The sequence below is a fragment of the Rhodoferax sp. BLA1 genome (assembly GCF_013416775.1).
Classification (GTDB): Bacteria; Pseudomonadota; Gammaproteobacteria; order Burkholderiales; family Burkholderiaceae_C; genus Rhodoferax.
Genome location: NZ_SZVI01000012.1, coordinates 223,307 through 236,769, shown reverse-complemented (window position 1 = coordinate 236,769; position 13,463 = coordinate 223,307). Strand labels below are relative to the sequence as shown.

The window sequence follows — 13,463 nt, the reverse complement described above, 5'->3', positions numbered from 1 at the left end:
TGTGTCTAACGCACCTGACCCACCATGAACTGCTGCTCTAGCAGCAGCAGATCACGTTTGCGCTCGCTGATCCGGCGTGCCGGGTTACCCGCGTAGATGCCAAAAGCCTTGCAGTCGCGGTTGACCAAGCTGAGTGCGCCGACCGCCACACCATCTTCCAGCGTAACTCCTGGCAGGATGACACTACCACTACCCACAATGACGTGCTTGCCAAGAGACACAGCTGCATGGGTGACTCCCGTGAACTCACTTGGAACGGTGGGATTGGTCAGGCTTGCACCAGAGTAATCATCACTGCTGGAGTAAACCGAAACGCGCGATGACAGCCCGCTGAAGTCTGCCAGAGTGATCGTGCCAGCGCCAATCAGTGATGAGCTCACGGCAATATGTACGTAATTGCCCACCACGATCCCCCCGATGCCAGCGGCGAGGACACAAAAGTCGTCAATGCGCACCTGGTTGCCAAGAACAATGCGACTCACGCCGTAAAAAGAGGCTTTGTCTGAAATTTGAACGTTGTCACCAACGGCAGCAAACCCCAACGCATAAATCGCCTCACGGCTTAACATGGCCATAGCTCAAACTCTGCGGAGTATGTCAATGACACGCTGCTGGTCTAGAACGGCCAGTGCCGGGTAGATCGGCAAACACAAAACTTTGCTCGCAGCATCTGCGGCCACTGGCAGGTTGTCGCGCTGCGCAGATGGCATGCTGCGGTACATAGGAAAGTCCGAAATAAGTGGGTAGAAGTATCTGCGAGCATAAATGCCCTGATCTTTGAGCTTTTGGTACAAATTATCACGGCTCAACGGGAAATCCGGCTGCACCAGAACAGGAAAGTAAGAATAGTTAGCTTTGATTCCATCAGCTTCATTTAAACACCTGATACCTTCTAGGCTGTTTAGCTGTTTGCGGTAGGCGCTATCAATTTCTTTGCGCCTGGCAAGCGCATCGTCAATGTGCTTGAGCTGCAACACACCAAAGGCGGCGTTGATTTCACTCATTTTTCCGTTGATACCTGGAGCCACCACAGTGACTTCGTCCACAAAACCAAAGTTCTTGAGATGGTCAATGCGCTGTTTGGTCTTTGCGTCAGGGCAGATGATGGCTCCACCTTCAAACGTGTTGAACACCTTGGTGGCGTGAAAGCTCAGCACCGACAAATCGCCATGATTCAACACACTGCCCGTTTTGTCCCTCACACCAAAGGCGTGGGCAGCGTCATAAATGATCCGCAAGTTGTAGTTGTCGGCAATCCTTTGGATGGCCTCCACATCGCAAGGTTGGCCGTAACAATGCACCGGCATGATGGCTGTGGTGTGCGGCGTGATGGCAGCCTCAATTTTGGCGGGGTCAAGGTTCAGCGTATTGGGATCTACGTCCACAAACACGGGTTTGATGCCATTCCACAGCAGAGAATGTGCCGTCGCCACAAAGGAGTAAGGCGTGGTAATGACCTCACCCGCTATGCGAAGTGCCTGCAGGGCGGTCACCAGCGCGATGGTTCCGTTCGTGAACAGACTTATGTGTTTGACGCCAAGGTACTCGCACAAGGCACGTTCAAGTTGCTGATGAAATGGACCTCCGTTGGTGAGTATCTTGTTAACCCAGATTTCTTCGAGGTAGGGCATGAAATCTTCAAGCGGCGGAAGATAGGGTTGGGTGACATAGATCGGCTTAGACATAGCGCTCAATTATCACAGCGACGTCAACTCACTCGTGTAATTCTGCGGTGAATGCACCCAAAAGTTCGACACAACTTCGTAAGATTTCTGATACTGCTGGATTGGACCGACAACCAATTGACGTACTTTCAAAAAAACTTTTAAGCACAACTCAAACATCACCAACGAGAGACATCAGGCCTCTGCCAAATTAGCCCAATTACACCTGTGACATGAACTCTCATGCCTGTCTGCCTGGAAACTGATACCGTGCAATGACATCTTGGATATGCGTCACCAGCTCAGTAATACGACTTTGTAGCCGATAATGAGCCTCAAAATATGCTCTACCATTTTCACCAAGACGCGAACGCTCTTCAGGTGTCATTTGGAAGAGTTTCAATACCGCATCTGCCAATGCAGTCGCGTCTCCGGCGGGGCAAGCAAGTCCCGCGTTAGCTTTTGCTACAACACTTGCTGCTTCACCGTTGCAACTGGCTATTACCGGCCTCCCTGCTGCCAGGTAGCTTTGGAGCTTGCTCGGAATAGTTGATGACAACGCGGGCTCATCTCGCAAGGTCAGAAGCAAAACAGATGCCTTTGAAAAAATTAAAGGCATATCCTCCGCTGGCATCCTGCCAATCATCGTCACATTCGGTAATTTATTTTCAGCAATACTGCGACATACTAAGTCGGCCATACTACCACTACCCACCAAATGGAAAATAATAGAGGGTACATTTTGCAAAAGCTTAGCCGCATCAATAATTATCTCGCAAGCTTGCGCAGAACCAATATTTCCAGCAAATACGATAGAAAATTTTTCAGCAATTTTCTTGGATAGCTGAACATTTTTTTCCGAATTCACATGTATTTGCGATTGATCATCGGCTGAATTTGGAAAAAATCGGATGCGATCTTTTCTGCTTGTCCAGCGCTCGACGGATGCGCGAAACCCTTCAGACTGAATCAGAATCGAATCTGAGAATTGATAAATATAGCGCACTACAATTCCAACTGCGCGCAAAATCCATCTGTTTTTTGTGACACCAGTTGCGACCAAGACATCGGGCCAAATATCTTGAACCCAAATCATCAGCGGCGCGCGTTTTAGCCAAGATATAAATATCGCTGGAAGTGCCTGCAGCAAGGGCGAAGGCGCATAAACAAAAACAATGTCAAATTCTCTGCCACGCAGAGCATATGGTGCAAACAAATACCCGGATACGACGAAAGAAAGATAATTAAGAGCAATTCCTTTTCTTGCTCCTCCTCTTGGTACCAAGGGAATTCGGATTACCTCAATGCCAGAGCATTCTTCTCTTTTGAGACCTGAAGCCTTGTAACCATCAAATACTCTCCCACCTGGGTAATTAGGCTTTCCAGTCAGTACTGTAACATCAACCCCTCGTGCTTTGAGATCAAATGCAACTGTATTAATATGAAAATTTTCAGGCCAAAAATACTGTGTCCAGATCAATATTTTCATCTGAATACTTCTGTTAAAAAATCTTTTACTGTGCCCACAGGAGTGGGCTTATCTGGATTTCTGAGAAACCGCCTCACAGCCCTAGCTATAGACGTAGGGGATTCAGGGTCAAAAGTTTCAATGGGTTCAACGACATCACGTACGTAGTCAAGTTCAGGAGCCAATACGGGTAGCCCGATTTGACTAGCTTCAATGAGTGGTAAGCCGAATGATTCAACCTTTGACGGGAATATCAAAGCAGAGGAAGCTCCATAAAGAATTGGAATATCATCACTCACCACTTTGCCTAAGTTAATGATATTCAAACTGTAAATTTTTGTTTGCTTCGCGATTTCTTCAGCAACGAGTGGATGATTTATAGCATCCACCGTAAGTGCCAACGAAGGCTTAACCCCCTGCTCAGCTAACAAACGCCAAGCTATAAGTAAGTTGCCATGGTTTTTATGTTTATCACCACTCGCAACATATACAAAATCAAATTTCCACGAACAATCTGCTGCAGCAAGTCCTAATGATGAACCCAAGGCCCTGGGCATGTACGGCGATATCGAAATTGCAGCCTGGCGACCTAAGCGACGTCGAACAACGGTTTCCATTGAGGGCGTTTGCACAATGTATCTATCGCAATTTCGCATCATTGCACGAGTCCACCAGCGTTCACACCCCAAGCGAAACCTCGTCAAAAGTGGATACCCACGCAGGGAACTCGAATCAAACAGGAGTCTGTTTTGCACAAAAACAACGACATATCCACGAAGATTTAGAAGCGGCGGCAAACCATGAAAACACAAAACCGTATCTCCAGCCACACAATTCCGCTGCAGTTGCCACTCAGCCCACAAACGATTCAATATGCGTGGCCAAACCCAGATTACATGAGACCCGACCGGAAGCGATCGCGTCTCTGGCGCACGGACATCCAAAAAGGCAAAAATCGAACGGTCCGTTGGCCAAGTCGCAAGCAACTCTTTCAGAAGCGTATAACCTCCTCCGGTGTGCACGCCGGGCGCGAAAAGGACGAACTTCTCGCTCATCATTGCAGTCGGGCAACGATGTCGGCAAACTGACAGGCAACTTGGGTGCCGCTAAAGGTGTTTCTATAGGACTCATCACACCACCGCGCATCAGGGCGGGTCATCACGTGACTCACAGCTCCTTCTATCGCGCGAGAAATACCATCAATGTCGCTAGGCTTTGCCATCCAACACCCCAACTGCTTGAGGGCGTCCTCTGAACCACCCGGTGGAACCAGACCAACGATCGGGGTGCGGGCACCCATGTAGTCAGAAAGCTTGCTTGGCAGGAACAGATTCTGGCGAACATCTGCCTCGATTAACACCAAGATATCGGCATCGTACATCTTTGCCAGCGATTCCACAAAGGATACGTTATCAACCGAACGTAGAATGTCTTCGGGTAGGCCCAAAGCCGCTTGTGTCTGCAGCATCTCTTGTGGAACTCTGCCGACAAATTCAATACACAACTTGCCTCTCAAATCCGGACGCCGCGCAAATAGCCCCACCATTGCGCGAAATAAAGGCTCGGGTGACCGGCGCCCGTACAGCACGCCGACATAACGCATAACAATTTTGTTGTTTATGGATTTGGCGCGTTGTGGAAAGAGTGCATCATCATAGGCATGCGGTATGACGGCGGTTTTACGCTGGATTTCCACGGGATGGTTTCTCAGCATCAGATCAAGTGAATAGCGCGAACTATGTACGATGGCATCCGCCAAATTGACCGTAATCGGCTCGTTGCGCTCGTTCCAAAACTTGGTGAATCGGCTGACCTCAAGCGGGTTTCCTACCCAAGGGTCACTGAACTGAGCAATCCAACGAACGTTGCGGCGAGCCTTTTTGACCTTCGCCATTACGGCGTTAATCGAATGAAAAGGGGACCAAGTCATAACCGCATCGTAGCCACTCAGATCCATATCCATGAGCGTCCCGTAAGCGGATTCATGAAGTACGGTCATGAGATCTGGAACCCTTGCGAATATGCGCGACGCATTACGCAAGCGCCCAACCAGTCCGGAAGATGGTCGAAGACGGGTAATGGCACCAAATGTATTTTCTGCAAACGGCAAAAGACTTCTATCCAGCGGTAGTTCGCTGCAAAATGAATCAGCACAAACGACATCCACCGCAAAGCCTGCGCGGGCAATAGCAGCCATAGGCTTGTACACCGCTGCAGTCATTTGCACTTGCATCGGCGGAAACGCATAGCTAAACAGCAGAATTCGTCCCTTGGCAGGCGAAAGCTGTGTAATGCTCATTTATATCCTCGCATCTTCATTATTAAAACTATCCTGTCACAAGCAAATTTTCTCAACCCAAAAATCGGCGGCTACCTGGAATCATTCTGAAAACCACAGCCCCAGCAAGGCTAAATATAAAAACTGCAAGCGCCAATATTGGAATGGAAATAGCTGGATGAATCTCACTTGTGGATATCTGCAATCCAAAGGTTCCATAGCGAAGAAACTCGAGCAACAAAACATGCACGAAATATACAAAGAAGCTCGCATCACTAAGCATTTTTAAAAAGTACGAACCCAATTCGTTCGAAAATTGAATTTTACGAATCATCATAAATGCACCAATCGACGCGAACAATACATTGGGACTAAAATACGCATACGCCAACTCGTCTGGAATCCCCGTGCTTTTGGTTCGTATCCATGTGATCAAAAAGGTTGCAAGAACTCCTGTTAAATAAAGTGTCGCCCATTTAAATAATGCAACATTGATCCAACGCGTCGAACTGAGCAATCCCCCAAGGATAAAGTAACCGCCGTAGCCAAATACCATGGAAATCTGCATCGGCGAGGTAAATGGCATTGGAACATAAATGCTAAGGCAGTTAATAATCATCCAAACAGCAAGAAAATACCTTTGAAATTGATGACTACTTTCGCAAGCTTTAAAAATTACTTGAAAAATCGGCAACAACACGTACAAGCCGACAATCATATAGGCAAACCATAAATGATACATAACAGGCTGGGATAGAAATTTTTGCAGCCATTCGGATGGATCAATTATTTTGGCAGGCGTATTTGAATCCACCCACCATAGGTAAACCATACTCCAAACAACGAGCGGAAGCAAAACTTTTCCAACACGCCTGCTGATATTAAACAAACTTATAGAGTAGATGTCAGGAGAGTTTAGCAGCAAAGAACCAGAAATCATTACAAATAGCGGCACCGCCACTCTGGCTAAAGAATCCAATAAATTAGCTGATAACCAATAGCCGATAGGGATCTTTCCGTAGCTATAAAAAACTTCACCACTGGAGTGAATTAACAGCACCCCAAAAATTGCCCATACACGGCAGGCATCCGCCCATAAGATACGCTTGTTTACAACTATTAATGGCATGGTTTTTCCGGAGCCCGCAATTAACTGTCAGTCGAGACGAATCCAAGTGTGCATAGCAAGGTCATTAACAAAGTCGCTGGATATGCATATCGATATGCAGGAAACGGTATGACTAGGGCCAACACGCATATCATCACAATTGGCAAAAAAAGCAATAAAAGTAATCCGATGTCACGCTTTACGGTCAAGCAAACCAGAGCACAAAACAAGCCCATGTAGAACACGAGCGCCGGTTTCCAAAAAAACCAAAAATTTGATTTCTTCTCGGACCACAACACATATTTATGTATGGCAGACCTTGATTTCTCAGAAATTAAAGAACCATTATTACCCGCAATCAGCTTGAATTCATTAGTTACATTGTCATATCCTAATGTGGAAGTGGCCTGAAATGGCTTTTGCTTGTAACCTATATACCAAAGCACTTTTGAAATACAAACCTGTCGATCTATAAAAATCGAAGGGTTTTTTCTTAAAATATTAAAAATAGAAACTGCCAAATCGGCCTGATGTTCTTTCAAAAAAATACTGTACTGGCTCTGATTCAAAAGCATTCCCTCGGAAACGCCGATAAAAGTCGTATCCGTCATAAAACAATCATATTTCTCCCAGGCGTTGCGTGGTGCAATTTGGAAAAATAGCCGCGTATCCGCCTCCTGTAGGGTGACGCCGCTATTTACTGCTGCACTAAAAAGATGATAGATATAAAAATTACCAAACAAACCGAATGGCAATCCTTTGTCATGTGAAATTATTTGCGTATTACTGGACTTCACATCACTGGAAGCAACTTCAGTTGATTGTCCTTCATCAGAAAGAAGAAAGGACACTTTTGGAACAAATATTGCACTCAGGACAAATACGAATAAAACGACCAGCCCTATATTTCGCCGCCCCTGATAAAAAAGAAAAATACTAAAAAATACTGTCGTGAGCACCGTTGCTGGAATTACGTTGACCCGCATCATTCCAGAAAAAACAGCAGAGAATATAAAAACCAAAAGAGAAAAGTACCTCAATCGACCAGTTTTTAGCTCACGCACAATCGACAGCAATGACCATGCCATAAAAATAATTCCCACGGCACTTAAGGCATCTTTGCCTAAATTAGTAAAGAATAGTGGATATTGTGGTTGTATCGCTATTAACAAAGAGAAGGTTTGTGCCACCCAACGAGGAACGCCTCTGAAACGTAATTCTTTTAATATAAAAGCTACACCCAAAGCGCTTAATGAGCTCTGCACAACGATTACCCAAGAGGGATTTGTCGAAACATGCGTAAACAATCGCAGAAACAGCGTTGCGGATATTCCCAACGGCGCATCCATGTTTCCTCTGGTTATGGCTTGGTGCCACTGTAACGACGCGTCGTAAGCTACATTACCCGGCCAATACGCGAGCAAGACGAAGGTGCTCGACACGAGTAACGGAATTGCAAAACATGCTACTTCACCCCACCCTACAGTGCCAGCCTGACCAAGCCGACACGGATTACACCTCAATTGCGTCTTCGCAATCAAGACAAGTAAAATAAAAATGAAAAAAAATAATCCTATTCGCGCAATAACGGAAAATTGCTTATCAACGATGCCAGATTGAATTACGTCAGAAGTTTTGCCTCCAACAGTTATATTGGAGACGGACTCAGAGCTTCTGCGCAGTGAAATCAGTTTTGCGACATTATTGCCATCTGCTACACGAACCACCCCTGCATCGGCGTAATGAAGCAACCCGATGGTAATGGGTTCACCTTCTGAATAAATAACTAAAGGAGGCGAACGCTCTTCTGCAGTGAGAGTTGTCGAGTCGCTTGCTGTCGCTACACGCCATCCTGATGAAGGGAGCTGCAGAGCGCCTGATGCCAGATAGTCTTCGTACTGAGAGTCATAGAAAACTACTTTTACTGGGCCATTACTATCTTCAGCAGGTGCAATGCTTGCACGATAAACGGCTGACGGAGCCCCCCCCAAACCCAAGGATAAATAAATAACAATCGAGAAAATTAGAACAATAAGCCAATGCTTTTTTGACAGAGAAACTCCGTCACTGAGCATTTCTTTTACTTTTCCAACTCTCCAAATATTCTGGCTCATTTAGCGCCCACCGAAGGCGTATCGCCAACGCGCAGGGGACTGCACGCTTCATGTACAGCCATATGCCTCGCCAACTTAGTGATGCTTTGATGCTGGGAATTCAAATGCTTTATGATAAAAAAAGTTCCATTGACAATAGCAACAGAAAACAATACCATAACAAAATCAAGACCTCGACCAATACCAAAATAGTTTGCAATGATCGTTGTCTCGTTAGGATTCCAGACAAAAAATATAGCAGCAATGTATGCAAAAAATATAAAGTAGCGAACTGCAGCCCGGCGAATGAAAATTGCACAATATACTGCCATAAAAGCAAATATTACGGTAAGCAGCGAAGTCAATATCATTTTGAAACATGTCCCATAAATAACTCCATCAAAACTCGCAAAGCATTGGAGCTTCTTTGTCCTTTACGGATGGAGTATTCAGTGTAGGTGATGGTAACTGGAAACTCTATATATTTAATACCGTGACTGGATATGTGATTCAATATTTCTGATGCATGTGCCATTCTGTTTTGCCTAAACTGAAAGTGCATGCAAAAAGAACGGGACATGATACGAAAACCGTTATGGACATCGGTAAGCTTGATTCCACCAGTCAAACGGGTAAATATAATTGCGAGCTTTAACACCCACCGACGTTGCCAAGGTAAGTTTAGAGTTTTACCAAGAAACCGACTACCGAGAGCTATGTCTGATCGACTTTCTTGTAAAGCTAGTAGCATAGGTAATATTTCTGCCGCACTATGCTGTCCATCTGCATCAAAAGTTACGATATATTCAGCACCGCATTTTAAGGCATATTCAATTCCAGTCTGCAACGCCCCACCTTGGCCAAGATTAATCGGATGACGCAAAACATGTGCACCCGCATTTAATGCATTCCGTTTCGTATCATCTACTGAACAATCATCTACCACGATTACGTTATCAAGGTGAGCGAGAACATTCTTAACGGTTTCCCCGATAACGCATTCCTCGTTGTATGCAGCGATGACAACCCACACCGTACTTATATTCATTTTACATTTCCCTTTTTATCCGGTGCTAAGCACTACAAGACCTACGCCAATGATCGCCATGCCTGCAACGAAACGAAAAGTCAAGGGTTCTTGAAAGAATAGAAAACCACCTATCGCAGCAACCACAAGGCTTAAGAAGGTAAATGGGTAAGCTCGCGAAAGTGGTAGAAAAGTAAGTAACCATATCCAATAAACCAGCAGCAAACCATACAAAGTGGCCCCCAATAAGAAGGGCCAATCACTCAACAATGAAGTCAACCGAAAGAGCAAGCTGCCATCTATGGTTGTCGATTGTCGCTTTGCAGAAAACTTAAGCAATAACTGCCCTAGCCCCATCCCAACCGCAAATAACATCAGCATTAATATATGTGCAATTTTCATTGTTGCCTTATGACAATTCCCGTCTTCTGCGTCTGCGGTGACGCTCATCGCCTAACGCCATGATTCGCTATGACGTTCTGGTAGACCCCTGCTATTTGTGCCGCCTGACTCCGAATATCGTAGTGCCGCTCGGCTAGTTGCCGGGACATCAGACCCCGGTGCAAACGCTCTTCGGGGTTGCGAATCAATCGCTCGATGGCATTGACCAGTGCAGAGGAGTCTCTTGACGGTACAGCAACGCCCGCATGTGGCGTGAAGATCACTTCCGGCAGTGCGGTTCCTTCAAAACACACGGTTGGCTTTCCGAAGGCCATGGCTTCTACTGCCATCAGGCCAAATGAATCGGCCAGTGACGGCATTAGAAACAGGTCTGTGGCGTCATAGACATTCCGCATAACTTCATCATCATTGGTCCACCCCAGTTCAACGACTTGAAAGCGATCTTTGAACTTGTCGACTCGCCCCCTATCATTCAACGTGAGCAGGCAGATAGGCACGTCAACCTGCAAGCGATCCAACGCCTCAATGACGTATTGCAAACCTTTGAAATCATTCAAGACTGAGCGAAAGCAAAGCACGAGTCGTCCCGGCTCAATGCCCAGACTCGCCTTGGCCTGAGCTTGATCCCTCGCTTTAAAAAAATCAAGGTCTAAGCCAAATGGAACTTTGTGTACTTGTACGCCTTCAAACAGCGGTGATTGCTTAACCATGTTCTCCATCCAAGTCGAAGCAACTATTACCTCGAAGTTTGACTTGCGATAGGCGTGCTGCTTAAGACGGAAATTGATAGCAGTTGTATCCACAGCTATCTTGAAATCGGTGTTTAGATCAGGACATTTACCGCAACCCGTCTTCCAGCGCTGACATTCAAAGGGATGAATACAATGCCCGGTCATTGCCCACGGATCGTGCAATGTCCATACCGATGGCTTACGCGCAGTCAGAGCAGGAAGAGACTGCATACTCAGAAAGCCTGAGTGGATGATGTGATAGTGAATAATATCTGCTTTTTGAAATTCCGGCATGCGCCTGATATGCATGCCATTGGTATATAGCTGGGACTGCAAGGAAAGCATCTTCTCGATGCCACGACTAAATCTGTTGATTTTACGAACTGTCAGGTCTTGCAGAGTTACAACGTCATCCTCCGGACGATCCTGCTCCCACACCAGATGTTTAGATAAAACTCCAAATGCAGCTAAATCTGATTTAAGCGAAAGACCATTGAAACGACGACCTGGGGATTGGTAGCCATTTACCTGCAAAACCCTGATTAAATTGGCATCATTTTTAATATACTCCATAATCACACCAACTCTAGCAACTCAATTGAATAGTCGAGCCGCATTTGGCCAAGAACTGCAGTTGAAGTATCACAATACAAGTGAATCAGGTTGGTGTATTCCTTAACTGGAAATAGCTGATCTTGTGTTCCGATAGCTAAACTTGGAGTAATGAAGTAGTGACCAGCCGCAAGTTTCATTGGTGAAATTCTGCAACGAATTATGCATTCGCTATTGTGTTCAAGATCAAATTGAAATGCATCATCTTCAAGCATAGAGCTTGCGAAATTTGCTATTACCCAACCTTGAGCATTTTCAAATCTAAACCCCATCAACATATTTGGCAAAACACTATGCTCAGTGCATATCCTCAGAATTTCATCTGAATTCCACTGGCAAACCATCTCAATTTCAATACTATCATCCCAGTTAAAAATATTAGGTTCTCGAATGCCTCCAACACGCATTCGATTAATCCAGGCAGCACCGTGCCCCCATTGCGAACTATCTAAATCAAATTCAATTTCAAGCCGATATTTTTCTTGCAAGGAAGAATTATCCAAAGTGAGCATTGGTGCTTTATTTTCACTTAGTAAGCTTGCTTTTTCCGCCTTGGGAAACATGAGTTGATAATAACGATTAGCGACATCATCAGGATTTCCAATTGCCTCCAACTTGCCATCGTTTATTAAGATAAGCCGATTACAAAACGATTTAACCGTAAAAATATCATGGCTAACAAACAATATCGTTTTTCCACTTTCCTTGAATTTCTTCATGAAATCCACGCACTTCTTTTGGAAGCGAACATCTCCGACAGCAAGAGCCTCGTCAATAATTAGAATGTCTGGATCAACATGCACAGAGGCAGCAAAAGCCAACCGAACAAACATTCCACTTGAGTAAACTTTCACTGGTTGGTCAATGAAATCACCAATATCGGCAAAACTAATTATTTCGGTGATTCGTTGATGCATTTGTGCTTTGTTGCATCCCATCAAAGCACCGTTAAAATAGATATTTTCACGTCCAGTAAGCTCAGGATTGAAACCTGCACCCAGTTCTAGCAAGGAAGCCACTTTTCCAGACACATGAACATCGCCCGTCGTCTGCGTTAGAACACCAGAGAGAATTTTCAGCAATGTTGACTTGCCTGACCCATTGCGACCAATAATACCGATACTCTCGCCCTCATTAACTGTGAAGTTAATATCCTTTAAAGCGTGAAAATCTTTATGGCGAGACTTGCCAAATGGAAGGAATAAATCCAAACCCCGATCTGTTTTTGAACTGTATAACTTATAGGATTTTGAAAGACTCTGAACTTCAATCACTTTATTCATTTTTGAATCACAGAACATCTGCAAAATCTCGCTTTGAACGATTAAATAGAAAAAATCCTGCACCCAGAAGAATCAAGGTAATCGTCCAGAAATATATGGTCTGATTTGGTCTCTGGTAAAACCAAATGTCAAAAATTAGTGAATCTCGATAACCCTGAACAATATAGCTAGCCGGATTTAGATAAATCAAAGGCGCCAACCGATCCGGCAATATTTTGGCATCCCAAAGAACAGGAGTACCCCACAATCCTATTTGCATAAGAATTGCGATCACGCCCTGAAAATCTCGAAAAAACACCTGAACAACTGAACCAATCATTGAAATTGCCAAAACAAAAACAATCAAAGCCAAAAGATAATACAAAATTTGAAACCAAAAAAAACTTGGGTACTGCCCCTGATAAATATACAAACCAAACAATAAAATGACACTAACCAAGTGCACATACAACGATGAACACACTTTTACTATCGGCAAAAGCTCAGTGGAAAATTGAATTTTTTTGACCAAAAAACTATACTCGACTATTGAATTGCAACCTGAAATAACAGCATCACTAATATAAAACCAAACAATAAGCCCGGGCACCAACCATAAATCAAATCTAACACCATTAATAGGACCCGAGCGAAACCCCACATTAAAAACAAACAGCAAAACTCCTATTGTTGCCAAAGGAGCTGCAAATGCCCAAAAAACACCGAAGTAAGTCCCCAGATATCTACGCTTAAAATCAGACTGAACTAAATTAAAAAATATAGTGAAATATCTAAATCTGTTAAAATAATCCATTATT

Annotated in this window: 13 protein-coding genes; all 13 read right to left on the bottom strand. The window is 44.7% G+C overall.

Translation table 11 applies throughout. The annotated features are described in order from the left end of the window. Positions 1-5 precede the first annotated feature (5 nt). On the bottom strand, positions 6-575 hold the full coding sequence (locus tag FDG13_RS13900; RefSeq protein ID WP_180128960.1) for an acyltransferase: 570 nt from the start codon (positions 573-575) through the stop codon (positions 6-8). Between the two features lie 3 nt (positions 576-578). Then, positions 579-1,685, bottom strand: coding sequence for a DegT/DnrJ/EryC1/StrS aminotransferase family protein (locus FDG13_RS13895; RefSeq protein WP_180128957.1), 1,107 nt, complete (start codon positions 1,683-1,685; stop codon positions 579-581). A 220-nt stretch (positions 1,686-1,905) separates the two neighbouring features. Beyond that, entirely contained in the window at positions 1,906-3,153 is a 1,248-nt protein-coding gene (locus FDG13_RS13890) for a glycosyltransferase family 4 protein (protein WP_180128954.1), read from the bottom strand. Then, entirely contained in the window at positions 3,150-3,749 is a 600-nt protein-coding gene (locus FDG13_RS13885) for a glycosyltransferase (protein ID WP_180128951.1), read from the bottom strand. The genes FDG13_RS13890 and FDG13_RS13885 overlap by 4 nt, the downstream gene beginning before the upstream one ends. A 437-nt stretch (positions 3,750-4,186) precedes the next feature. Beyond that, entirely contained in the window at positions 4,187-5,431 is a 1,245-nt protein-coding gene (locus FDG13_RS13880; protein WP_180128948.1) for a hypothetical protein, read from the bottom strand. Positions 5,432-5,483: 52 nt separating this feature from the next. Beyond that, on the bottom strand, positions 5,484-6,539 hold the full coding sequence (locus FDG13_RS13875) for an acyltransferase (RefSeq protein ID WP_180128945.1): 1,056 nt from the start codon (positions 6,537-6,539) through the stop codon (positions 5,484-5,486). Positions 6,540-6,559: 20 nt separating this feature from the next. Continuing rightward, on the bottom strand, positions 6,560-8,632 hold the full coding sequence (locus FDG13_RS13870) for a hypothetical protein (protein WP_180128942.1): 2,073 nt from the start codon (positions 8,630-8,632) through the stop codon (positions 6,560-6,562). After that, entirely contained in the window at positions 8,629-8,982 is a 354-nt protein-coding gene (locus FDG13_RS13865; protein WP_180128939.1) for a DUF2304 domain-containing protein, read from the bottom strand. The genes FDG13_RS13870 and FDG13_RS13865 overlap by 4 nt, the downstream gene beginning before the upstream one ends. Continuing rightward, positions 8,979-9,659 carry a glycosyltransferase family 2 protein gene (locus tag FDG13_RS13860; protein ID WP_180128935.1) on the bottom strand — a complete coding sequence of 227 codons (681 nt, stop codon included), beginning with the start codon at positions 9,657-9,659 and terminating at the stop codon, positions 8,979-8,981. Before FDG13_RS13860 ends, FDG13_RS13865 begins: the two co-directional genes overlap by 4 nt. A 15-nt stretch (positions 9,660-9,674) precedes the next feature. Further along, on the bottom strand, positions 9,675-10,088 hold the full coding sequence (locus FDG13_RS13855) for a hypothetical protein (RefSeq protein WP_180128932.1): 414 nt from the start codon (positions 10,086-10,088) through the stop codon (positions 9,675-9,677). Beyond that, complete coding sequence (locus tag FDG13_RS13850; protein ID WP_180128929.1) at positions 10,085-11,344, bottom strand: glycosyltransferase family 4 protein; 1,260 nt, start codon at positions 11,342-11,344, stop codon at positions 10,085-10,087. The genes FDG13_RS13855 and FDG13_RS13850 overlap by 4 nt, the downstream gene beginning before the upstream one ends. A 2-nt stretch (positions 11,345-11,346) precedes the next feature. Beyond that, on the bottom strand, positions 11,347-12,666 hold the full coding sequence (locus tag FDG13_RS13845) for a polysaccharide ABC transporter ATP-binding protein (protein ID WP_180128926.1): 1,320 nt from the start codon (positions 12,664-12,666) through the stop codon (positions 11,347-11,349). A 7-nt stretch (positions 12,667-12,673) separates the two neighbouring features. Further along, entirely contained in the window at positions 12,674-13,459 is a 786-nt protein-coding gene (locus tag FDG13_RS13840; RefSeq protein WP_180128921.1) for an ABC transporter permease, read from the bottom strand. Positions 13,460-13,463: the final 4 nt, after the last annotated feature.

Coding starts and splice junctions, on each gene's coding strand:
- FDG13_RS13900 (WP_180128960.1), bottom strand. CDS start 575: ATGGCCATGTTAAGCCGTGAGGCGATTTATGCGTTGGGGTTTGCTGCC.
- FDG13_RS13895 (WP_180128957.1), bottom strand. CDS start 1,685: ATGTCTAAGCCGATCTATGTCACCCAACCCTATCTTCCGCCGCTTGAA.
- FDG13_RS13890 (WP_180128954.1), bottom strand. CDS start 3,153: ATGAAAATATTGATCTGGACACAGTATTTTTGGCCTGAAAATTTTCAT.
- FDG13_RS13885 (WP_180128951.1), bottom strand. CDS start 3,749: ATGGAAACCGTTGTTCGACGTCGCTTAGGTCGCCAGGCTGCAATTTCG.
- FDG13_RS13880 (WP_180128948.1), bottom strand. CDS start 5,431: ATGAGCATTACACAGCTTTCGCCTGCCAAGGGACGAATTCTGCTGTTT.
- FDG13_RS13875 (WP_180128945.1), bottom strand. CDS start 6,539: ATGCCATTAATAGTTGTAAACAAGCGTATCTTATGGGCGGATGCCTGC.
- FDG13_RS13870 (WP_180128942.1), bottom strand. CDS start 8,632: ATGAGCCAGAATATTTGGAGAGTTGGAAAAGTAAAAGAAATGCTCAGT.
- FDG13_RS13865 (WP_180128939.1), bottom strand. CDS start 8,982: ATGATATTGACTTCGCTGCTTACCGTAATATTTGCTTTTATGGCAGTA.
- FDG13_RS13860 (WP_180128935.1), bottom strand. CDS start 9,659: ATGAATATAAGTACGGTGTGGGTTGTCATCGCTGCATACAACGAGGAA.
- FDG13_RS13855 (WP_180128932.1), bottom strand. CDS start 10,088: ATGAGCGTCACCGCAGACGCAGAAGACGGGAATTGTCATAAGGCAACA.
- FDG13_RS13850 (WP_180128929.1), bottom strand. CDS start 11,344: ATGGAGTATATTAAAAATGATGCCAATTTAATCAGGGTTTTGCAGGTA.
- FDG13_RS13845 (WP_180128926.1), bottom strand. CDS start 12,666: ATGAATAAAGTGATTGAAGTTCAGAGTCTTTCAAAATCCTATAAGTTA.
- FDG13_RS13840 (WP_180128921.1), bottom strand. CDS start 13,459: ATGGATTATTTTAACAGATTTAGATATTTCACTATATTTTTTAATTTA.